Below are 22202 nucleotides of genomic sequence, written 5' to 3' on the forward strand. Positions count from 1 at the left end.
CCTCTCCCCTGCAAGGGGAGAGGCTTTAAAACCCCCATTCCCTTGCAGGGAAGGGGGGCAGGGGGGTTAGGTTTTTGGAAATTATGGGTTTCATCTGATACTTTTCAAACAACCTCTAAGTGGGTTCTGACTATTTATCAACAATAAAACAATTTAAGCGTTTTCAATCCCGATCTTTTTTTGAGCAAATTTGCGTTTAGCCCACATACCCGCACCAAAAAGCACCGTACTACCCACCACAGGAAGAGCGTCGGTTTCCCAAGGCACAGCAGCCAGAGTGACATTCCCAACCCCGGTAATGCTAGAATCGTAAGCACCGAAATGATTGTCACTGTATCCCGTATTCACGAAATAATACTGAGTACCTGCCGTCAGGTTAACCCCATTAAAGCCAGAATTAAAAATGTTTGGATTGTCATCATTACCGATAATGACATTAGTTAGGGGACTAGCTGCACTAAAGCTATTCTGATAGAGAAAGGTGTAGTTATCGAAGGCTGTACTAGTACTAAGAAAATTGTAAGCCCCAGTAGTATCCACAAAGAAATTTTGCACTTGATAGGGGACGGCAGTAACTGTATCTGATAATTCAGCAGGGGGATTGCTTCCATTCTCATTTGGGCGATTCCACGTAGGAGCGCCTGTTGTATCTCCCGAAAAAGTAATCGCTTGGGCAGGAGCAGCCACCATGACAGATAAAGAAGCAAAGCTAGTCAGAGCAAGGGTTTTAGCGATTATGGGGGGGGTAAAAACTTTCATGTTGATTTTTTAGGTAAAAATTCAGATGGAACAGGGAACGGGCAAATGGAAAAACTCATGTTTAAAAACATGAGATTGAAATAATGTGCCGAAAAAATCCCAGTATATGCCGCTAATAGAGAACAGAGAAAACTCTAAAAGTAACATGACTATATCATACATTATTACCTCAGTAAAAAACCATCAAAATATTTTTTACTGAGAGGGTGTTTGAAAAGTTATGGTTGATGTATCAAATATTTTTTACCCCACCCTAACCCTCCCCTTGTAAAGGGGAGGGAACTGGATTTTTATTGTTTCCCCCCTTTACAAGGGGAAAGGGGGGTAGCAATGTGATGAAAATTACGGAATACCACTTTTCAAACATCCTCTGAGGTAATATGGCTAAAAATCAACCAAAATAAGGCATCAAGGTAACTTTACATATTGTTATACAGCGGTTTCCGCTCTTATGAGGTACAAAGTTGAATCATGAAACTCTTGTAGTGCGGGCATCTTGCCCGCTAGATATGTACCTCATAACACCGGGAAGTGCTGTATATGGGTAATAGACATCTCCCCTAAAGATTGTAGAGACGTTCCATGGAACGTCTCTACAGGTCACGCATATTTAATTTTTGGAGATGTCTAATTACTAGAGTTTCAACTTAGGAAAATTACTCTGCCAATAAGATAATAAAGCCTGCCAAGCAGTTTCTAATTCAACATCACTAGTATCAGCCTTAGTTAACGAAAGTTGCCCCCAGATACAGCGACGGTCACGGAAAGTTTGTTTACCGTTCAATAGATTCAACCATTGAGAGGGATTTAGGTAAGGACGATAAAAATGGGCAGCGAATTGAGATACTGTCACTGTACTTTTTCCCAAGGAATTAATGCAGGCCGTCAAATAGCGGTTTTGTTGATCAAAAAACTCTAAATGATCACCTTTGAGGTTCACTTTTTGAACGGGCTTTATCAGCTTAGGTAAATTAGGTAGATAACTAAATTGCTGATAGTATTCTTTGACATCACCTAAGCTAGAAGGGACATAGTAAAAGTTAGCAGTTAAGCCCTGACCGGCTTTTTGGTAATGATAAATTTGTCCTAACAAGATATCCTTCGTCTTATCGGTTTCGATATCTGTGTTTAGTAGAGGACGATTATTCTCCTGGGCTAGTTGCTTTGACGATAAAGATAGAGGTTCACTAGCCATGAATTGCCAACCAGGGAGAGGAATTTGTGACGGAAAACGATAGACGGCGGTTTGACTCAAGCCCGCGTTGGGATGGATACAAAAATTAAATAAAATGATGATCAAACCGATACCTGTTAGTACAATTAACCAGGATACTGGCTGAGACTTTTCTGGCTGAGACTTTTGAGGGGGGGCTTTTGTCAGTGACGATGGAATTTGACTGGGTGATAGGAAAAGAATCACTGCCCCAAAGGATAGGAACGAAAGTAAAGCAAAAATATCACCACCTTGAGAACCATGCCAATAATTAAATGCAGGTTTATCTGTCACCACTAGTGCTATAATAACCAATCGGATCACGGACAAAATAACACTAATAAGCACTGAAAGAATAAAAGGCAAATAAATATTTTTCAGATAAGAGGGAAAAAGAATGGCCAGCACGAAAGAAAATTTTAATAGCATGATTAAAAGTGGTATCGCCGTGCATTCTGATAAAATATCAATTACCCCATTATTAACAGAAACAAGAGCGCCTTGAGTAGCGGAATTAAAGCCCAAGTACCATAAAAGATAAGAAGTAAGTTTGGCGGAGATTACCGTAATCCGAATCAGCATTCCCAATAATTTGACAAAGACGAAAATCAAGGGAAATATAGCAATTACTGCTAATTCTCGCTTAAATTGTTTAATTCCCTCAAATCCTGATGCTAATAAAGCCAAACCAATAGCACTAATCAAGGGGAGACAGTACCAAAAAATAGAGATTTCTTGAACTGAAAATTTCGCATTGATGTAGGGAATAATAATTAAACAACAACCAACAAAATTAGCAGGAAACTGGCTGACGAAAGCAAGGTTATTCCGTCTCTCGTAAATGTGGAATATGACACTTGCATATAACAATAGTTGAAAGAACCAATCGTTAGCATTTTGTTCAACTCGCCAATAGAGTGTTAGGTGAGTTGAAGTTACTAACCCAAAAATAAATAGAATGAAGAAAGTATAATTCAGAAAATTAACTTCCCTAAACTTTTCTATTTTACCTGTCATTGCTAATATCGTTTTCAACATTCTAAATACAAGCCCGTCCTATTTTAAGCCAAACAATCACAAAGGTAACAGCAATAATTAGGAGAGCAATAACTGTTCTCAAGCTACTTTTCCATCTATTCTTCCACTGCCCTCGCTGGTTTAGGGCTGCTTCTTGGGAGATTGTCTTTTTTGCACTGGCTAAGTTTTTTTGAATTGTATTTTTAAGCTGAGGAGTTGGTAAATTTAAGTCATCTGGACTCATGTTGATATTTTTAGCGAACAGCTTGATTTGTTCTGCGCTAACCCCTGAAGCAAGACGCTTTTCGATTTGGGTTATTTGTTCAACACGGTTATTTCTCTGTTCGGTGATTTGATCATTGACCACTTTTAGGACTCGTTGCGTATTTAAGAAAGTCAGGGGAATTAAGGCAAAAAAGGCGATTCCCATGAGCAGAATCACCCAGCGGATAAATCTCAAAAAAACAATTTCTAGGAAGCGGATATCACCTCGATTGTCACGAAAGTAAAGAGTAAAAATAAACCCTAAGCCAATCAAAAAAACCCAACTATGCTGAGTGAGGAGACTAATGGCGTTGAGTTCCCATTCAGGGTTTTGGAGTTGAGGTGGGACAATCACATAGATAAAATCTATGAATGACATTATCACAATTCCATAGCCAATAATTGGTAATAGAACAGTCAAGTCACTAGTATTTGATAAAAGACCTCCCCAGTTAACTCGACCGAAAAATGCCCTGAAGTTCTTGACAGAAGAGAAAATAAAATAACCAATATTTTCTTTGATATCTCTAAAATTCATCGATCTTAATGTTCCTTTTGAATGCAAAGTTGATAATTACAGCAGCTATCGGCGGTAAAGCCCTTTAAGTGCAAGGCTTTGTGATTAAAAGTTGTACCTCATTTACCTGCAATTTACTGGAATTTATCCTCATGACGGCTGAGATTTGAACTTTTACAAGATTACGAAAAATCCAGATGTGTAGGGGTTTAGCATTGCTAAATTCCTACCTCTATAGAAGCAAACGATTCAGCCATCTTGAGTATAATCAGGGAAATTATATAACATAAAACAATACTGTAGCCATGCAGTAAAAATACCTTACCAGTTCTAACATAGCATCAATACCTTGTCAATAACTCTACTACATCAGCCCTCTCTTCATCCTATTTTTTGGCTACAGTATTGTTAGGGTCTACTTGTATACCTGGGTTTTATTATTCGGGGATATTCTTGTTAAAATTAAATAACATTTGTGAATCTTCCAAAGGTAATACTTCTACGGAATAAGACTTTAACCACTGCTGAAAAGAACGTCCACCTTCTTCAACATACTGATTTAATTCCGGTAAACAACGACGACGATAAAAACCACATAAAGGCTGCCAAATTTGATTATTTTTGACTAAAGCCGCCATTTTATTTTCGGGAATTGTATCTAATTTAGATATCCAATCTTGTAATATTTCTAGCCGCAAATTTGGTAAATCACAAGCTAATAATAGAACCCAATTTGTTTTTACTGCTGCTAAACCTTGTATAAAACCTACAAGTGGTCCATGAGTGCGGGGTTCATTTCCAGTTTCCCCAGGTAAAGGAACTTCTGGAATAAATTGACTTTTAGGTGTTAGCAATTCTTGATAACGTTCTGGCCAGGGAGTTACTATATAAACTTTATCAGTGCAAGCTTCAGCAATAGTACAAATTAATTGCAACATGGGGACACCGACCATGGGAATTAAAGCCTTATCTCTACCCATGCGAGTGCTTTTACCACCTGCTAAAACAATAGTAGTAACATCACGCTTTAAATCAATATTCATAATGTTTGGATTCTATTTAATAAAAATTAACTGTAGTTTCTCATAAATTGTTTACAATAATTATATAAATCTATAATTTATAACTATCATTATCATCAATTTTATGACATATTTTTTTGAATTTGAAGCAGATTTTGTTGATTCTTGGCGTTGTATTCCTATGCAAGTGCGCTATAAATTAGACACTTGCGGTATTAAGCTAAAATTAGCAGAATGGAATCAGATGAATCAAGAATCACGTCAAAATTTAGCGATATTACCTTGCGATACAGATGGTCAAATTCATGATTACAGACATTATATTCAAGAGTTGGTATTGCAACTCACTGGTAAACCAGTAGCCGAATTACCCATTGAAACTCATCCAGCATGGATGGATAATACCGCTATTCCCAGCAGTATTCACGCAAAAGCCCAGGAAATAGGTGTGATTATCACAACTGAGGCATGGGCAAGCTTAACTAGTTTACAGCGTTTTGCCTTGATTAAACTGAGTCGTCCTAGCCATGAAAATAAAAACTTCTTACCGGCTTTGCAAGAATTTAAATTGTTGCCAAAATCCTAAATTCTGATATATTGCTATAAATAATACTTTTTAAGTAGTGGGTAAAAGCAAATGATTAAACTCGACCAGTTTTTAAAGTTTTCCGGTATCACCTCTACCGGAGGTCAAGCTAAATGGATGATTGTTGATGGTGAGGTTAAAGTTAATGGTGTAGTGGAAACGCGCAGAGGACGAAAATTAGGAGATGATGATCAAGTAACAGTAGCAGGAAAAACTTTAAAAGTTGGGGAAATACTATCAGATACCGTTGATTAATTTCGATATCTATGATTTTGCCCTCACTACTTTTCTGACCATAACATCCAATTATGCTAATTCTTAATTTTTATTTCCAAAAAATTAATTGCTTTAAATAACACCTTAATTTAAAATAATAAATATTGATCAATAGGTCATTCTCTACAAGTAAATCCTCTCAAAAGGGAAATTATACCCCTACAGAACTTCTTTAATTGTGCATTGTCAACATATATAGAAACACATAGCTAATGACTAATGTACTCTGGTTACAAGGTGGTGCTTGTTCGGGTGACACCATGTCGTTTCTAAATGCCGAAGAACCAACAGCTTGTGATTTAATTGCTGATTTCGGGATGAAAATACTTTGGCATCCTTCCTTGGGTGTAGAATTAGGTGAAAACGTCAAAACCCTTTTATGGGACTGTATTTCTGGTAAAATTCCTGTAGATATTTTGGTATTTGAAGGTAGCGTAGTTAACGCCCCTAATGGTACAGGAGAATGGAACCGGTTTGCCGACCGTCCCATGAAAGATTGGTTAAACGATTTAGCCAAAGTTGCGAAATTTATTGTGGCTGTGGGAGACTGTGCAAGTTGGGGAGGAATTCCCGCTATGTCACCCAACCCCAGCGACTCCAAAGGACTGCAATTTCTCAAACGGGAAGAAGGCGGTTTTTTAGGTAAAGATTTTGTCAGTCAAGCCGGCTTACCGATAATTAATATTCCTGGTTGTCCCGCACACCCCGACTGGATAACGCAGATATTAGTAGCGATCGCCACTGGTCGAATTGATGATATAGTTCTTGATGAACTGCACCGTCCCCAAACCTTCTTCAACACCTACGCCGAAACCGGTTGTACCCGCAACATTCACTTTGCATATAAAGCCACAACCACCGAATTTGGACAACGGAAAGGTTGTCTATTTTACGACTTAGGTTGTCGTGGTCCCATGACTCATGCCTCCTGTAACCGCATTCTCTGGAATCGCGTCTCCTCCAAAACCCGCGCCGGAATGCCCTGTTTAGGCTGCACAGAACCTGAATTTCCCTTTTTCGACCTCAAACCCGGAACAGTCTTTAAAACCCAAACCGTCATGGGAGTACCCAAAGAAATACCCCCCGGAGTCAACCACAAAGATTACGCAGTCCTCACCGTTGTTGCCAAAAACACAGCCCCAAAATGGGCAGACGAAGACTTTTTTACAGTTTAGTCATTGGTCAGTAAGTAGGTTAGCATTAAAAATCGTCCTTATGGCAAGGTAAGAGGCAATAGGCAATAGTGAAGAGGGTTTGGGGGATTTTACTTTTCTTTACACAGATTGGTTCTATTGTGTTCACCCACTTAGTCATTAGTCAGTGGTTAAGAGAATTATTGCCACAATTATATTCTTTGCGCCTTTGCCCCTTTGCGTCTTTGCGCGAAACAAAAATTCTAATGACAACTAACAAAGGACAAATATGCCAATTCAAACCTTAGATATTTCACCTGTCGGTAGAGTCGAGGGTGATTTAGATGTGCGTGTCGAAATCGAAAATGGATATGTGACAAACGCTTGGACTCATGCCGAACTTTTTCGCGGGTTTGAAATAATTTTACGCGGTAAAGATCCTCAAGCGGGGTTAATTGTTACTCCTAGAATTTGTGGAATTTGTGGCGGTTCTCACCTCAGTTCTGCATCTTGGGCTTTAGATACAGCTTGGGGAACAGAAGTTCCCAGAAATGCTATTTTAGCCAGAAACTTAGGGCAAATTGTCGAAACAATCCAAAGTATTCCTCGCTACTTTTATGGCTTATTTGCCATTGATTTAACTAATAAAAATTATCGCCGGAGTCACTTTTATGATGAGGCTTGTCGGCGCTTTGCTGCCTTCACAGGTAAATCTTATGAAATCGGCATTACAATTTCTAGTAAACCGGTAGAAATCTACGCTTTATTAGGTGGACAATGGCCGCACAGCAGTTATATGGAAATAAATTGGGGAATTGCTGATATAGTCAGGATTTCTGAGGATAGGTCTGATTATTCCCTGGCTTTTCCTTAAATTAGGCAATAAAACCACCCCAGCCATATCATAAGTCTATTTATTTTTATCTACTAACAGTTATTTGGTGTTTTCAAATATTACCTAATTTTTCCCTAACTCTAGATTAGCGATGCCTTCAGCGCACTGGAAGCAATTCCTAGGTCGTGCTTCGCTATCACATAACTGTGGTAAATTTTTAGTACGCAAAGAATAATCTAATGCACCCATCCTCTTTTAATCTTCTTACCCATTATGAATTTCAAACGATGGCAGGAACTCAAGCAAATCCTCACTGAAGACAAAGACTTGTCTAACATCTGGACATATTACATGGATCATTTTGCAGATCATCCCGAATTCATCAACTTGGGTCAACGTGTCCAGAATCAATATATAGATGCAGTTGTCAAAACAACCTGTCAACAACTATTTGGTCAAAACGTCAAAATTACCAACTCTCTCCTTATCCATATTCCCCGACATCAATTTTTCCATGGCCCATTCCAAGCCAGCGGACGAATAGGTGGTGTGATTTTCTTTGAGGATATCAAAGTCGGCTTAATGGGTATTTCCGCACAGTTTCCCCCAACCAGTGAGGTGAAATATTCCCGGTTTACCGAAGTAATGGATCTATCACCACCAACAGGTCATGATTTAAATTGAAGGGATATAGCATTTCCTAATCTAAATGATGCACAAAATTATCTGTGTTCATCTGCGTTTATCTGCGTTTGATTCTGACTTCCCTGCCATCCTTAACCCCAAAATCGTCTAAACTTAAAGAGTTCACCAACTGCCAAAATCATGATGTCTCGCTGGTTTAATATTGCAGGTCCATGTAACCCCGAAAAAAACTATACCATCTCAGCTACAATTCGTCTCCCTGATTTATCGTTACTGATTGAACAAGAAAGTTATTTTGTCCTTCATGCACCACGACAAACAGGGAAAACCACCGCAATGTTAGCCCTAGCACAGCAACTTACCGCCACCGGAAATTATACCGCAGTCATGGTATCAGTGGAAGTAGGAAGTGCATTTAATCATGACCCCGGTGCGGCAGAATTGGCGATTTTGGGAACTTGGTATGATACAATTTCTATCCGTTTACCTAAAGAATTACAACCACCTGCTAAACAATGGCAACAGGAAGAACCAGGAAATAGAATTAAGGCTTTTTTAAGAGGTTGGGCAAAAGTTTTAACCCGCCCTTTAGTATTGTTTATAGATGAAATTGATTCTTTGCAAGATCAAACATTAATTTCAGTTTTACGACAATTAAGAGATGGTTTTCCCAATCGTCCAGAAAATTTTCCCTCATCTGTAGGATTAATTGGTTTAAGAGATGTACGAGATTATAAAGTCGCATCTGGTGGTAGTGAACGACTCAATACATCCAGTCCTTTTAATATTAAAGTTGCTTCTATAACTATGCGAAATTTTAATATTGAAGAAGTGGGAGAACTATATCAACAACATACAGCAGCAACAGGACAAATTTTCACTCCTGAAGCTACAGCAACAGCCTTTGATTTAACCCAAGGACAACCTTGGTTAGTGAATGCTTTGGCTAAAGAAGTTGTAGAAAAAATGGTTAAAGATAGAAATATTGCTATTACAAAAGAACACATTTTAAAAGCAAAAGAAATATTAATTACTCGTCAAGATACTCATTTAGATAGTTTAGCTGAACGGTTACGAGAACCCAGGATAAAAGCAATTATTGAACCAATGTTAGCAGGTTTAGAATTAGGAGATATACCCAATGATGATATTCAATTTGTGATGGATTTGGGATTATGTAAAATGCACCCCTACGGAGGTTTAACTATTGCTAATCCCATTTATCGGGAAGTGTTACCCAGAGTATTAACAGTGACACCAATGGCTTCTTTACCAATGATTGCACCGACTTGGTTAACACCGGAAGGGGAGTTAAATATAGACGCTTTATTAACAGCATTTCTCAAGTTTTGGCGACAACATGGAGAACCATTATTAGGTAGTACGGGATATCATGAAATTGCACCGCATATTGTATTAATGGCTTTTTTACATCGTGTTATTAATGGTGGGGGAATCTTAGAAAGGGAATATGCCATTGGTAGTGACAGAATGGATTTATGTCTGCGTTATAAAGATGTAACGTTAGGTATTGAGTTAAAGGTATGGCGAGAAAAAAAGCGTGACCCCCAAACTGATGGGATTGAACAATTAGAGTCTTATTTAGGGCGTTTGGGGTTGGATTTTGGTTGGTTATTTGTGTTTGATAGGCGGAAAAATGCCCTACCAATGGAAGAACGTTTATCAACTGAGGTTGTGGTGACAGAAAATCAACGTCGGATTACTGTGATTCGGGCTTGAGTATAAATATTTTTTGTCTCACGCAGAGACGCAGAGACGCAGAGAAGAGAACGCAAAGAAAGAATTTTGCAGAACTGCTTGCAGCAGCTTGCGCGAATCGCTTTTCTCAAAGATGTTTAATAGTGACGTTAAACGGTTAAGAGATGGGAATTTAAACTAGAACTCGTGCCATTTCCCTAATTCGATTTGCCCAGGTTTGAGACAAGGTGGAAATTTCCAGACGACTAGAATCACTTGCCCAAATTGACAACCAATGAATATGCCATCGAGATAATTGACGTTGCATTTGAGCTAATTTAAAGGCATTATCTACATCTAAATCAATGGCTGTCAATTCTAAAAACACTTTACTTTCTCTAATAATCTCAAGTACCGCTTCTCCATTAAATTCATTTAAACTGAGAGATGCCATTTGCAGAAAGTTCTGTGCTAATCTTTCCAGACGTACAGAAAGACGCTCACAACGAAAGGTAATTTGTTCTACAGTCCAGTTATTCATAAACCTCCTAATAATTTGTGGATGATTTGTTTGACTTGTTCACGAATTGTCGGATCTAAAATTTCCATTGATCTATTTTGACGTGGCCGGAGATTTACCATTGATTCATAGAAAATTTCTTGAGAAATAGGATTCCAACTCGCGCCCCAAATATCCTGCTGTTGACTTCTATTCTCCAGTAAAATAGTTTCGCAGTCAGAGTGCATTTCACCTCCACCTGCTAAAATTTGATGGCGTATATCTACGGCTGTTTTAATATAGAAACGATTGGCTTGAAGCATCTCGTTGATTTGGATAGGTGTTGCAGGTTCTTGTAAAATATGAATTATCAAGGGTAAAATACGAGTCCATTTATTAAATCATTCTCTCATATTACCTTAAATGATATTAATGTGATCCTATTTCAATCCCTTGATAATCTAAGCTAAGATTCTCTACTTAATAGCGATAAGGAGTATCGAGCCATTTAAGCCCATTGAAAGCGAAATCGCTCATCCTCTCAATGACCGATAAGACAGGAGTTTCTACCAAACATCTATGGATTAGATGAAATGCCATCACGCCAAGATAAACTACCAAACTTCCGACCAAAAAATAATGATAATAATCTTTGATTCGGCTTGAAATCCAGAAATTCACAACATAAAAGATTGAGGCTTGAAGTGAAATAACAAACAAAAATCGTAGTGTGTCCCTAGAGGCTTTCAGGGTAATTCTTCTAATGTTGAACGGTATCTTAAAGGTGGATGAATTCAAAAAGCTTTTCAGTGTATTTAAAACTATAATATCTCCTTGAATTATCATCTTTTCAAACCATAATTTCACCAATTTTTTATCAACAGAAAATGATAGAATGTTAGTTCTACGCCGTACCTTTGTTTGCAATTTTTCTTGTAATTTTTTATTAAAATTATAAGAATTAATATCAAGCCTTGAAGATTCTATATTTAAAAAATCAAGAATATCAGAAAAACTCAATTTTTGATATTGTTTTCGTAAGATTTCTTCAATTTCACTTGATGAGCTACTGTTAATTGTTTTTATTCTTTCTAATTGTCTTTTAATTTCTTCTTTAAATTCTTCTTGTCCCAATGAGAATAATGAACTTGTTATATATCTGGATCTGTTCGATGAATATTCATTTAGTAATTCTTCTTCGATTTTTGTTGGTGATTTTTCGTATATTTTTCCTACCATTTCTAATTGTATTTCTATTCTTTCTTGGGAAAGAATAGAAGGCATATATAATAATTCATTACTACTATTTCTATTCCTGATTCTTGAAATAAGTTGGTCAAATGAAGAAATGGATAAAATACTTAACTCTTTTTCTTTGATAATTGATAGATTATATTCGTGTCGTAAAGACTTTAACTCTTGATGTATTTCAAAGTCTGCTGTTTGCAAGTCTTTATATTGTTTGTTCAATTCTTGAATACGCTCTTTAGTCCAATATTCTCTAATTTTTAATTCTTTATTATATTTTTGCTGATAATCGTACTGGATAATCCCCCAAGCTACGCACCATAAAAGCAGGAATGCCGAGGGAATTAATCCATTAGCTGTCTCGACTGGCAATAGATCGAGGAAATACCCGCCTCCGAGCGCAACGAGACTGGCAATAGTAATTTCAGTGGGTGTTAACTCTCGAAATTTAGGATTTACGAACAGTAGTAAGGGGATAACTAAAGCGACTCTGATAATTTGTAGTCCTCTAAATTTTTACTTCCCAACAATTTCCACTTTTCCACCTCCAAATTCAACCTTTCATGGAATCGCTGTTTTTAGTGATGTGGGGCGATGCGATCGCCATTAACATTTCTCTTCCCCTCACTACGCCGAAATTTTCTCAACTAAAACCTGATTTATAATTTGCTGCTTCAACGAATCCGCCGCAACTGAAGCAATAATTTCCCAATCTTCTTGAGTCAAGATTACCCAAGCAGTTCGCGCAAAACCTGATGATTAGAAATAAAGTATTCACTAGAATCTAATATTGATGAAAATATCGAAAAAAATTGGAACACAGAAGCTAAAAAATGCCGGAATGAAATACGGAATCATACCGTTGAACCAATTTCTGGAGAAATAGCTTTAACTCAAATCAGACAAATTTTAGAAAAATGAACATTGAATTTTGCTCAATGCAAGATAATATAGAAACAGAGTCTTATAAAAAATAAAAAATATCATGCAAGCATACAAACTCAAAGGAAAAATTGATCAATCTGGTAACTTGCTGATTACCGAACCCGTGAACTTACCCCCCGGAAATGTGGAAGTAATAGTCTGGCCAGCTACGGATATCCTTGATAATACCACAGCCCTAACCAGTGAACCAGTGCCAGAAACACCCAGAAGACAAAGTAAAATCAAGGCTTTGCAAAACTGGTTTGAAAAAACCCAACCAGCACCTCCTGATTTTGATCCAGATCAAGCTAAATGGGAATATTTAAAGGAGAAACATAACCTGTGAAAGTCTTGCTTGATACCAACATAATTATAGATATTGCCCTAGAACGACAGCCTTATGTCACTAATAGCGAAACAGTTTTAGCATTTGTTGAAAAAAGGCAAATAGAAGGCTACATTTCAGCGTCAACTATTAGTGACCTTTACTATATTATCCGTAAACAAAAAGGTCGAAATTTAACTATTGAATTTTTGCAGGAAATACTTACCTTCTGTCAAATTGCTACGGTAAATCAGACTGTAATTACAATGGCTTTCACAACCAATTTTAAGGATTTTGAAGATGCTATTCAATACTCCACTGCGGTAGTCAATCAATTAGATGGGATTATTACCCGTAATCCTCAAGATTTCCCTGTCGTGACACCGCGAATTATCACTCCTGAACAATTAATTGAGGAACTAACAAACTCTTTATAAAATTATGATTGTAGAATTATCTTTAACTTCTTTGAGGATGAGGAATTATTACAAATAGTTATGTAATTTTTATCCCTCCTCGAAATTCTCGCAGCGCTTGAGCATGATTTTCCATATTAATACAACCCATCAATAAATCTACATCTAAATTCGGTAAAAGTTGCGACTTACTAACATCTTCATACCCATCATTTCCTAAACTATAAAACAATAATTTATCATTCATCCAAAACCAAACTTCAGGAATCTGTAACCGTTTATATGCTTCCAGTTTATTAATTCCTTCACTACTAACAACCACCTCAATCACTAAATCAGGTTGTTTTCTATTTGCTCCCAATTCATAGGATTTATCACCTTCTTTTTTAACCTTTTCAAATTCATTTTCTAGAGTAACAGAACCAGTAGGAGTAAAATCTAATTCCAAAAATTCTAAATAAATTTCTAGTAAAGCCCCAATACGTTCTTTGATAGTTTCGTGTTTTTTCTCTGGCATTTTCCGAATCTCCAAGACTCCATCTAAAAAGGATAACCTTAACCCTGGGCGATCAATTAGCTGTTCAACAGCTTTAAATTCTCTCCAGGTTAAGTCACTAATTAAAATTGGTTCTGATTCTCGTTCAATGAGTGTAGTTATCATAATTTAAACCCAAATTTAGAGATTGAATTTTGTTCAACATGATATCATATAAAAACAGAGATAGGCAAGCAATTAAAACACACATATTAACTCAAGTTGCTAGTTATCTAATTGAGGCTGGTAATTGGTAATTGGTGATGAAAACAGAGATTTCATCCTGTTCATCCTTTAATCCTGGACATCCTGATTCTGACAATGTACCTAACTATAGGGCTACTATTTGATTTTTGAACAAGCTGTAAACCGTAAACCCCATCGAATCAACGATTGAGTCTCAGTATAATGAACAACAATCAAACCGGATTCCTATAGCAACTTACCTTATTAAAGGAATCTTATTTTTCTTGGCTTTAATGATATTATAAAAGAGTAGCGATCGCACTATTATTTTTACTTATCAATAAGCTGAAATTTTGTAAGTTATAACTTGATTCATAATTCCCTGTTTCAACGAATCTGTGCTATCTTCACTACGAATTAAGCCCTATATATTATCACCAACTTTGACATTGGAACACCATTAGATGGTAGCTATTTGACTGATAGCGAAGCGCTCCGTAGGAATCGCTTTTCTCAAGGATCAAAATGTAATAAGGTGCGTTACATTCCATTAACGCATCCTACAGGATCGGCGAACTGCTTGCAGCAGCACTTCGCTATCGCACTTGTGGTATTCCTCTATTGTTAGATAATTCAGTCAATATTCGTTTATTCTTGATTAGAATCCTAAAATATGGACATTTTCCATTTATTGACAAATCTTTTTCATCATTCCCTTTTCTGAATTTAATTATTTCAAACTGATCGGGATTGAATTTATGTAGAAATGTTATGGGTACACCCATAAATCCTTTGTAGTCTAATGGTATGTCTTGTGTTTTATTCACATTAATACCATCATAGTTGTCATAATGGGGGTATTCAATTTCGTTTCCAAAATATCTCTTTGTGAGAGTAATATATTCGTGTCGTTTAAAAGTGTCTAAATTAGTTAACCATAGACAATTGTTTGGAGAAACTATTCTATTTCCAGAGCTATCAATCCTAGTCTCTGTGCCATAGAGTTCATAGTATTCGGGGACAATAAAACCTGGAATACCTCTACCAAGGTTTATTCCTAACCACGCCTTTTTTTCCTTAATTAACTTAAATATTTCTTTATAGGTGATAGCATTAATATTGCCAATTATTAAGAATTTTTTATCGTATTTAATTAATTGAGCCACATACTCCCTAAATAATGAAAATGGAGGATTAGTAACAACAATATCGGATTGCTTTAATAGTTCGATACTTTCAGCACTACGAAAATCGCCATCACCTTTAAAATGAACGATGTCAGTTGAACTTGGTTTAATTCTTCCTCCCTCTACACCTGTATATTCAAAGAAAAAACCATTTTCAACTTCTTCGGTATTAAACAAATCCCTTTCTTGTTTTCTATAACAAGCTGTTATTAATTTTTTAATACCCAATTCTGCGAAATTTGATGCGAAGTAATTAAAAAAATTGCTAATCCGAGCATCATCGCAATTACAAAAAACTACTTTATTTTTAAAATGACTTTTATAATGTTTTAACTCATTTTCTATATCTGAAAGCTGTGTATAAAACTCGTCATTTTTGTTTTGTTTTGCTTTTTTCAACAAAGAGTGCTGTACTTTTCTTGCCATTATCAACCCGTATTATTAGTTATTGGTAATTTGGTTAAATATTTCACTACCTAATGCCTTAAGAGAGGACTTAGACACTTCAATCATAATATCAAACATTTTTTTTTCATCCCATTTTTCTCCATTTCCTTGTGTATAAATTGAAGCTGCTTGAAGCATAATTGTTTTATCATGATGCTTAACAAATTTATTTTTACACAAATTAGTGTTAATTGGCATTCCATAATTTGCAGAGATCGCAGTTAATCGCAGTTAAGGAAGCACAAGATAATGGATTTTAAGCGATTCCTGCGGAGCGCTTCGCTATCGCATTAACCAAATATTAGCGAACTGACAAGTCAGCGCTTCGCTATCGCATTTAATAATAGTTAAGGAAGCACAAGATAATGGATATTGGATGTTTAACAGCCCCGTTAGACCGTACTTCACAGACTGCTGTTGAAACGAGACTAAAGTCCCAAACAATAGCGAACTACGGTTTCTATGTCCTGCATTTTAGCATCTGAGAGTTTGCCAGAAGGCTGGCTAGGAAAACGCTTTAAATCAAGTGAACGAATTTGAAAGCATAGAAATACTGTCTCGATTAATAATCCAGTTTCTTCAGGTAAACACCTCACATTTGTTGGGTAGTTTTTGGTGATATTTGTTCCTTTTGTACCAACAACTACTGTAACAACTAATGGTAATTGATTAATAGCATCTACAGAAAGCACTAAAACAGGACGCTCTCCTGCTTGTTCTCTACCTTGAACTGGATTAAGATTGACGAAGTAAATTTCAGATCGCTGAACGCTCATAACCTTTCTATTCCATCCAGTTCAGAGATTTCAAACTCAGCATTAATTAGACCTATCTCTCTTTGGATCTCTGGATCATTTGCCATATCAGTTAAGCTTGTCTCAATCAAAGTCCGCATTTTTAATGTATTAATTAGTTTAGGGTCGTTTAGGCTTATTGGTTGGAATATCTCCTGATCACCGTCTACCTGATCAATCAACTCAGGTAATAAGACAATAACCTTAACACGACTGCCGTAAGGAAATGTTAATGCTTGGTCTAAATTAATCTGCCCATTTGTGTTTACTGTCCCTACTAACTCAACAGCTTTCATAAAGCCTCCTTTGTTTTTTACATCAGTTAATCAAGTCCCCATATTTCTATTTAAGTTAAATTTCCTCCTGGTTGATCAAGAAAATGGATTTTGAGCGATTCCTGCGGGGCGCTTCGCTATCGCACTAACTCAATATTAGCGAACTGACAAGTCAACGCTTACGCTATCCCAGTTAATCCCAGTTAAGGAAGCACAAGACAATGGATTTTGAGTGATAGCGAAGCGCTCCGTAGGAATCGCACTAACTCAATATTAGCGAACTGACAAGTCAGCGCTTACGCTATCGCAATTAATCCAGTTAAGACAACACAAGATAATGGATTTTGAGCGATTCCTAGGTCGCGCTAGTTCCCTCCGGGACGCTTCGCGAACGCTATCGCACTAAGTTGAGCGGCGGCTAGTGTCCTTTGTATCACCACCCATATCTCTCGCTCGTCCGCTCCAACGTGTTCTTAGACCAGGCTTTCGCAACAAGTTCACGACCTCTCTGCCGCTTTCTGCTTCCTTTTTGCGTAGATCTGCAAAAATTGCGTCCAAATCGTAGTTGAAGGACTTAGCATACTCTTCACGGATTCGGTGGATCTCTTCGACAATTTCATCTGTCCACATGACCTAATCTCCCATGAGTTCGTTGGGTGTGCAAAGGATAGGCAGAACATAGCCAAAATCGAGACTAATCTCCGCCAACTTTCCCTGGATTTGAGCATTAGCAATATGCTTACAATTCCATGTTAGCAGATAATCCATGCCGTGGACGGTTGCGGCGGCAATGTGGATTGCATCAACTTTTGCTTTTGGAGGCAGATTGCTTCGAGTCAGGAATTGTGCGGCTAAACCTTGTACAGCTTGATTCAATGTCAATAAGGGAAAATCACGTAGAATCTCTAGTCGTTGAGCGGCGATCGCAGCATCGCCCTGTGCCACTTCGTCTAATACTGCCTCTGAAGTATAAAGAGTGAAGGCGCTTCGACGAGATTCCCACCAGTCTTTTGTGATCTCCATATTTGCAGCCAGAATCAGGTTTTTTGTTGATCTAGCTGTGAGATATCCTAAGATGCTGGTTTCAATATAGACAGTTTCACTCATAGACAGTAGATTGTAAGCTGCTTCATTCTAGCTTATATTAGGTGCGTTACATTTTATTAACGCACCCTACAGGATCGGCGAACTGCTTGCAGCAGCGCTTCGCTATCGCTTACCCATGAGATCGCACTTAATCACAGTTAAGGAAGTTAATCACAGTTAAAGAATCACAAGAAAATAGATTTTGAGCGATTCCTACGGAGCGCTTCGCTATCGCATTTCCCCAATATTAGCGAACTGACAAGTCAGCGCTTACGCTATCGCATTTAATCACAGTTAAAGAATCACAAGACAATGGATTTTGAGCGATTCCTGCGGAGCGCTTCGCTATCGCACTAACCCAACATTAGAGATCCCAGTTAAGGAAGCGATCGCATTTCCCCAATATTAGCGAACTGACAAGTCAGCGCTTACGCTATCGCAGTTAATCCCAGTTAAGGAAGTACAAGATAATGGATTTTGAGCGATTCCTAGGTCGCGCTTCGCTATCGCAATTAATCACAGTTAAGGAAGCACAAGACAATGGATTTTGAGCAATCTTGCTATCACAAACCACCAACCTCAATTACTGCTCCCGGAACAATTGTATTTAAAACTTTACGAGCATCTGGCAACAAAGGAAGTAAATCAGCAAGTTTATTACTCTGCGCTACAAGAACAACAACTGCCACGACCGCTTGCTGTAAGTTTTGCTGATAGCGTAAATTTTGATCTGTAGTGAGCAGAATCGTGAAGCCCTCTTGATTCATAAGTCGCAGCAATTCACCGTTCTTTTTTCCTGACCATCCCATCTCAACAACTGTTTTTATGTCATATTCCGCAAGTTGACGCTTTAAGGGACGTGGAGCGCATTCATCAAGCAGGATTCGCATAAGCTGTCAGCATTTCCTTTGCTAATTCAAGAGCCGCGATCGCCTGTTTATGTGTGACACTAGGGAAGTGGTCTAGAAATACCTCTAATGAATCCCCAGCCTCAAGGTAATCAAGCAGGGTTTTTATTGGTACACGAGTTCCCACAAAAACAGGTATTCCCCCTAGAATATCAGGGTCGCTATGAATAATACGTGATGTTAATGCCATAACAAATTCAGTTAAATAACTGTGCGTTCTAAATTCTAATTATATCTGTATCCTCAATTTCAATCACGATCAAGGAAGTACAAAAAAGGAAGTTGAGCGAACTGCTTGCAGCAGCGCTTCGCTATCGCTTACCCATGAAATCGCAGTTAATCACAGTTAAGGAAGCACAAGATAATGGATTTTGTCCGATACCCGGATTTCTCAAAGATGTTCAACGGTGAAGTTATAAGGTGCTTTACATTCTATTAACGCACCCTACAAGATCGGCTGGACTGCTGGTTAAAGCTTACCAATGAGCTTGTCATATTCTGCGTGAGTTCCTATCCAAAACCAAGAAATACCGCTTTCTACCTCAACTCCTAAAGCCCGATAGTCTAATCCTGCTCGAACTGACCAGTATTTTTTACCAATCTTCTTGAAGTGTAATGATGGATGAGATGGATCAGCTTTCAAAAGTTCGTAACACTGATCTGCTGTTTCCTGAACTTGAGGGGGCAAATCGTCATAGCACTTCCAAAATCTTCGCGTTGTGTAGTGCATCAGAGTTCTCGGCAATGTCCCGCTTTAAACTCAGCGATCGCTTCTTCTGCTAAAGCCTCCAGTTTGCTGTCTGCGATGTCTTGTTCTAGCTGCTCGTCCCAATGTTGGTAGTCTACGTCTAAGATCCATTGCCGAAGTCGCTGGAATTGTTCTGGTGGAAGCGTTAGAATAGCTGCTTCAATTTGTTCAATGGTTGACATATCTGATTATAGTTTTTTGACTTCAATCACATTATAGCTTTGCATAGAGGAGCAATTCTAATTTTTACCCTGCCACTGAATATAAAACACACTCTGCACACATCTTTATTATTGATTTGTTTGGATATTGAGCGATTCCTACGGAGCGCTTCGCTATCGCATTAACTCAATATCAGCGAACTGACAAGTCAGCGCTTACGCTATCGCAGTTAATCGCAGTTAACGAAGCACAAGAATATGGAAATTGAGCGATTCCTGCGGAGTGCTTCGCTATCGCACTAACCCAATATGAGCGAACTGACAAGTCAGCGCTTACGCTATCGCAGTTAATCCCAATTAAGGAAGCGATCGCATTTCCCCAATATTAGCGAACTGACAAGTCAGCGCTTCGCTATCGCAGTTAATCACAGTGAAGGAAGCACAAGAAAAGGAAGTTGAGCGATTCCTACGGAGCGCTTCGCTATCGCATTTCCCCAATATCAGCGATCGCACTAACCCAATATTAGAGATCGCAGTTAATAACAGTTAAGGAAGCACAAGAAAATTTGCCCCGAAGATGGTGTTAGACTGAGACAGAGTGCAAAAAACTAGAATCTGTATCTGTCGTTGAACTTATGCTAACAACCACTCAGTTCGCTCCTATACTTAGGCAATTATCTCACTCCGATAAGCTTTTATTACTTAATTTTCTTGTAGCCGAGTTGCTCAGGGAGTCTGGTATTGTACCGATGTCTATTCAAGATGATGTCCATAGACAAGGTTTACATGACTCTTTTGAGGCTGCTGCCATTTTAGCTCAAGCATTAAAAGAGACACAAGAATTGACTCATGGTTAATAAAGTAAGATTTGCCTTCACTGAGGTAGATCCCAGTCTTGGAGCATTAAGTACACTTCCTTATTTACCACTGAAATTAACGTATCAAAATCAGTCTTTGAACGTTTCGGGTCTGTTGGATACTGGCTCTAGCGTTAATGTCTTGCCTTATGAAATGGGATTAGCATTAGGCGCAGTCTGGGAGAATCAAAGGTTGTCTTTGCCATTAGGCGGTAATTTAGCTAGATTTGAAGCTCGTGCATTAGTTGTGAAAGCCACTGTTGAACAATTCCCTGCTGTGGATTTGGCTTTTGCTTGGACACAAGATAAGTATGCACCGTTAATACTAGGACACATGAACTTTTTTCTTGCGTTTGATGTGTGTTTTTACAGATATGACTTGGTATTCGAGATTAGTCAAAGGTAGTTTTATTAAGAATTGTTTCAACATCTTTCTCAGGCTCATCACAATCTTGAATTAACTTGAGAACTACTTTAGCACGAGCGAACTGCTTGCAGCAGCGCTTCGCTATCGCTTACCCATGAGATCGCAGTTAATCCCAGTCAAGGAAGCACAAGACAATGGATTTTGAGCGATTCCTAGGTCGCGCTTCGCTATCGCATTTCCCCAATATTAGCGAACTCACAAGTCAGCGCTTCGCTATCGCAGTTAATCCCAGTTAAGGAAGCACAAGGAAATGGATATTGAGCGATTCCTATGTCGCGCTTCACTATTCACTATCGCACTATCCTAATATTTTTTTAACCTCATTGAGTACCTCATTTAAAAAAGGAGCATCTGATTTAATCACATTATCCTCACTTCCATCATGTTTATGATGAGGAAAAGTAGGGAGATTTAATTTTCGATGATGTTCAGTATTGTCATAACGAAAAATTAGTTTATTTTCTGAATTCATATATTGATAACTATACATTTTTCGATCTATGGAGATTTCAACATAGACAAATTCTCGTAAATGCAGCAAAGAATTATCTTCAAAATCAATTTTTCCTCTGATCAAGCCTTCATATATTCCTCTTTTTTCACTTTCAATCTTGAATATTTTGACAATTTCTGAAGATTCAACTAAAAGCTGAATCTGTTGAAAATAATCTTCAATTAACAAAATCAATCTCCTCTATAGACTCTTTCATTTGTTGTAAATGTGTCAACATTCGAGATTCGCCAATCCATTCATCGAAATCAAAATTATGGGATAATTCATCATTATTAAAACGGTTTATAAATTCCTTTGTTGATAATTGATACTTGGTTTCCAATTCTATAATTCGTTCTTCTGTTCTTTTTATTCCTGCTATTACACTTTGTAATCTTTCTGATAAAGCACTTTCAATAATTCGTCTGAGGGAATCTGGATCTTTTGATCTTAGTTTGAGTTCAGCCATTATTTTTTCTCTCTTATGATACTGTACAGTCTAAAAGATGTTCTTGGGGTGAGTAGTTGTTATTCCTTTTTTTATTCTATCACTTGATAATCAAGACCGTAAATACAAGATCGGCGATCTGCTTGCAGCAGCGCTATCGCTTACCCATGAGATCGCAGTTAATCACAGTTAAAGAATCACAAGACAATGGATTTTGAGCGATAGCGAAGCGCGACCTAGGAATCGCACTTACGCATAAGATCGCAGTTAATC

Annotated in this window: 28 protein-coding genes and 1 pseudogene; 10 read left to right on the forward strand and 19 right to left on the reverse strand. The window is 37.7% G+C overall.

Translation table 11 applies throughout. The features are described 5' to 3' along the window. Positions 1-153: 153 nt before the first annotated feature. From HGD76_RS10125 to HGD76_RS10140, 4 genes are all read right to left on the reverse strand, one after another. On the reverse strand, positions 154-759 hold the full coding sequence (locus tag HGD76_RS10125) for a hypothetical protein (RefSeq protein WP_168695698.1): 606 nt from the start codon (positions 757-759) through the stop codon (positions 154-156). 634 nt (positions 760-1393) lie between these two features. Continuing rightward, positions 1394-2989 (reverse strand): archaeosortase/exosortase family protein, encoded by a 1596-nt coding sequence (locus HGD76_RS10130; RefSeq protein WP_210967762.1) that lies wholly within the window; start codon positions 2987-2989, stop codon positions 1394-1396. A 22-nt stretch (positions 2990-3011) separates the two neighbouring features. Beyond that, positions 3012-3791 carry an HpsJ-like protein, cyanoexosortase A-associated gene (gene hpsJ-A, locus HGD76_RS10135; protein WP_168695700.1) on the reverse strand — a complete coding sequence of 260 codons (780 nt, stop codon included), beginning with the start codon at positions 3789-3791 and terminating at the stop codon, positions 3012-3014. 416 nt (positions 3792-4207) lie between these two features. Continuing rightward, on the reverse strand, positions 4208-4813 hold the full coding sequence (locus HGD76_RS10140; RefSeq protein ID WP_148761920.1) for a molybdenum cofactor guanylyltransferase: 606 nt from the start codon (positions 4811-4813) through the stop codon (positions 4208-4210). Positions 4814-4916: 103 nt separating this feature from the next. Here HGD76_RS10140 and HGD76_RS10145 point away from each other — a divergent pair, with 103 nt between their 5' ends. The 6 genes and pseudogenes from HGD76_RS10145 (at position 4917) to HGD76_RS10170 (ending at position 10007) form a co-directional block, all read left to right on the forward strand. Further along, positions 4917-5378, forward strand: a complete 462-nt coding sequence (locus HGD76_RS10145; RefSeq protein ID WP_168695701.1) for a nitrate reductase associated protein — start codon at positions 4917-4919, stop codon at positions 5376-5378. A 51-nt stretch (positions 5379-5429) separates the two neighbouring features. Further along, positions 5430-5633: an RNA-binding S4 domain-containing protein gene (locus HGD76_RS10150; protein ID WP_015079376.1), complete on the forward strand. Its 204-nt coding sequence runs from the start codon at positions 5430-5432 to the stop codon at positions 5631-5633. 233 nt (positions 5634-5866) lie between these two features. Beyond that, positions 5867-6829 carry an NADH-quinone oxidoreductase subunit B family protein gene (locus HGD76_RS10155; protein ID WP_015079375.1) on the forward strand — a complete coding sequence of 321 codons (963 nt, stop codon included), beginning with the start codon at positions 5867-5869 and terminating at the stop codon, positions 6827-6829. Between the two features lie 247 nt (positions 6830-7076). Continuing rightward, positions 7077-7586 (forward strand): annotated as a pseudogene (locus HGD76_RS10160) (nickel-dependent hydrogenase large subunit); the annotation flags it as partial. A gap of 309 nt (positions 7587-7895) precedes the next feature. After that, positions 7896-8306, forward strand: coding sequence for a hypothetical protein (locus HGD76_RS10165; protein WP_148761910.1), 411 nt, complete (start codon positions 7896-7898; stop codon positions 8304-8306). Between the two features lie 144 nt (positions 8307-8450). Further along, on the forward strand, positions 8451-10007 hold the full coding sequence (locus HGD76_RS10170) for an AAA family ATPase (RefSeq protein ID WP_168697418.1): 1557 nt from the start codon (positions 8451-8453) through the stop codon (positions 10005-10007). A 151-nt stretch (positions 10008-10158) separates the two neighbouring features. On the opposite strand, the gene HGD76_RS10175 is transcribed toward HGD76_RS10170, so the two are convergent. From HGD76_RS10175 to HGD76_RS10185, 3 genes are all read right to left on the reverse strand, one after another. After that, positions 10159-10506 carry a hypothetical protein gene (locus HGD76_RS10175; protein ID WP_168695703.1) on the reverse strand — a complete coding sequence of 116 codons (348 nt, stop codon included), beginning with the start codon at positions 10504-10506 and terminating at the stop codon, positions 10159-10161. After that, positions 10503-10835, reverse strand: a complete 333-nt coding sequence (locus HGD76_RS10180; protein WP_267904372.1) for a DUF5674 family protein — start codon at positions 10833-10835, stop codon at positions 10503-10505. The genes HGD76_RS10175 and HGD76_RS10180 overlap by 4 nt, the downstream gene beginning before the upstream one ends. A 109-nt stretch (positions 10836-10944) precedes the next feature. Then, on the reverse strand, positions 10945-12084 hold the full coding sequence (locus HGD76_RS10185; protein WP_168695704.1) for a hypothetical protein: 1140 nt from the start codon (positions 12082-12084) through the stop codon (positions 10945-10947). Positions 12085-12697: 613 nt separating this feature from the next. Here HGD76_RS10185 and HGD76_RS10195 point away from each other — a divergent pair. Together HGD76_RS10195 and HGD76_RS10200 are read left to right on the forward strand one after the other, a co-directional pair. Beyond that, entirely contained in the window at positions 12698-12982 is a 285-nt protein-coding gene (locus HGD76_RS10195) for a hypothetical protein (protein ID WP_168695705.1), read from the forward strand. Then, positions 12979-13398, forward strand: coding sequence for a type II toxin-antitoxin system VapC family toxin (locus tag HGD76_RS10200; RefSeq protein ID WP_168695706.1), 420 nt, complete (start codon positions 12979-12981; stop codon positions 13396-13398). The genes HGD76_RS10195 and HGD76_RS10200 overlap by 4 nt, the downstream gene beginning before the upstream one ends. A gap of 58 nt (positions 13399-13456) precedes the next feature. Here the strand turns inward: HGD76_RS10200 and HGD76_RS10205 are convergent, their stop codons facing one another. The 8 genes from HGD76_RS10205 to HGD76_RS10245 all read right to left on the reverse strand — a co-directional run bounded on the left by HGD76_RS10205 (position 13457) and on the right by HGD76_RS10245 (position 18985). Then, the gene (locus HGD76_RS10205) at positions 13457-14038 is read right to left on the reverse strand and encodes a Uma2 family endonuclease (protein WP_168695707.1); all 582 of its coding nucleotides are present in this window, start codon (positions 14036-14038) and stop codon (positions 13457-13459) included. Positions 14039-14694: 656 nt separating this feature from the next. After that, positions 14695-15711, reverse strand: coding sequence for an adenine-specific methyltransferase EcoRI family protein (locus HGD76_RS10210; RefSeq protein ID WP_168695708.1), 1017 nt, complete (start codon positions 15709-15711; stop codon positions 14695-14697). A gap of 15 nt (positions 15712-15726) precedes the next feature. Beyond that, positions 15727-15963: an EcoRI family type II restriction endonuclease gene (locus HGD76_RS10215; RefSeq protein ID WP_325064840.1), complete on the reverse strand. Its 237-nt coding sequence runs from the start codon at positions 15961-15963 to the stop codon at positions 15727-15729. 197 nt (positions 15964-16160) lie between these two features. Continuing rightward, positions 16161-16508 carry a type II toxin-antitoxin system PemK/MazF family toxin gene (locus HGD76_RS10220; protein ID WP_168695709.1) on the reverse strand — a complete coding sequence of 116 codons (348 nt, stop codon included), beginning with the start codon at positions 16506-16508 and terminating at the stop codon, positions 16161-16163. Continuing rightward, complete coding sequence (locus tag HGD76_RS10225) at positions 16505-16822, reverse strand: hypothetical protein (protein WP_015079366.1); 318 nt, start codon at positions 16820-16822, stop codon at positions 16505-16507. The genes HGD76_RS10220 and HGD76_RS10225 overlap by 4 nt, the downstream gene beginning before the upstream one ends. Positions 16823-17434: 612 nt before the next feature. Further along, complete coding sequence (locus HGD76_RS10235) at positions 17435-17908, reverse strand: type II toxin-antitoxin system VapC family toxin (protein WP_168695711.1); 474 nt, start codon at positions 17906-17908, stop codon at positions 17435-17437. A gap of 542 nt (positions 17909-18450) precedes the next feature. Next, positions 18451-18777: a DUF5615 family PIN-like protein gene (locus HGD76_RS10240; protein ID WP_168695712.1), complete on the reverse strand. Its 327-nt coding sequence runs from the start codon at positions 18775-18777 to the stop codon at positions 18451-18453. Continuing rightward, positions 18761-18985, reverse strand: a complete 225-nt coding sequence (locus tag HGD76_RS10245) for a DUF433 domain-containing protein (RefSeq protein ID WP_168695713.1) — start codon at positions 18983-18985, stop codon at positions 18761-18763. The genes HGD76_RS10240 and HGD76_RS10245 overlap by 17 nt, the downstream gene beginning before the upstream one ends. Before the next feature lie 92 nt (positions 18986-19077). Here HGD76_RS10245 and HGD76_RS25840 point away from each other — a divergent pair, with 92 nt between their 5' ends. Then, positions 19078-19206: a hypothetical protein gene (locus HGD76_RS25840; protein WP_267904354.1), complete on the forward strand. Its 129-nt coding sequence runs from the start codon at positions 19078-19080 to the stop codon at positions 19204-19206. A gap of 58 nt (positions 19207-19264) precedes the next feature. Here the strand turns inward: HGD76_RS25840 and HGD76_RS10250 are convergent, their stop codons facing one another. Both HGD76_RS10250 and HGD76_RS10255 read right to left on the reverse strand, forming a co-directional pair. Then, on the reverse strand, positions 19265-19525 hold the full coding sequence (locus HGD76_RS10250; protein WP_015213912.1) for a ParE family toxin-like protein: 261 nt from the start codon (positions 19523-19525) through the stop codon (positions 19265-19267). Further along, the gene (locus HGD76_RS10255) at positions 19525-19725 is read right to left on the reverse strand and encodes a hypothetical protein (RefSeq protein ID WP_168695714.1); all 201 of its coding nucleotides are present in this window, start codon (positions 19723-19725) and stop codon (positions 19525-19527) included. The genes HGD76_RS10250 and HGD76_RS10255 overlap by 1 nt, the downstream gene beginning before the upstream one ends. Positions 19726-20553: 828 nt before the next feature. Here HGD76_RS10255 and HGD76_RS10265 point away from each other — a divergent pair. Beyond that, entirely contained in the window at positions 20554-20967 is a 414-nt protein-coding gene (locus HGD76_RS10265) for a hypothetical protein (protein ID WP_168695715.1), read from the forward strand. 319 nt (positions 20968-21286) lie between these two features. Here HGD76_RS10265 and HGD76_RS10270 read toward each other — a convergent pair whose 3' ends face one another. After that, positions 21287-21670: a toxin-antitoxin system TumE family protein gene (locus HGD76_RS10270; RefSeq protein ID WP_168695716.1), complete on the reverse strand. Its 384-nt coding sequence runs from the start codon at positions 21668-21670 to the stop codon at positions 21287-21289. Further along, complete coding sequence (locus tag HGD76_RS10275; RefSeq protein ID WP_193899166.1) at positions 21660-21950, reverse strand: hypothetical protein; 291 nt, start codon at positions 21948-21950, stop codon at positions 21660-21662. Before HGD76_RS10275 ends, HGD76_RS10270 begins: the two co-directional genes overlap by 11 nt. Between the last annotated feature and the right edge of the window lie 252 nt (positions 21951-22202).

The organism is Dolichospermum flos-aquae CCAP 1403/13F (genome assembly GCF_012516395.1).
In the GTDB taxonomy this organism is placed as follows: Bacteria; Cyanobacteriota; Cyanobacteriia; order Cyanobacteriales; family Nostocaceae; genus Dolichospermum; species Dolichospermum lemmermannii.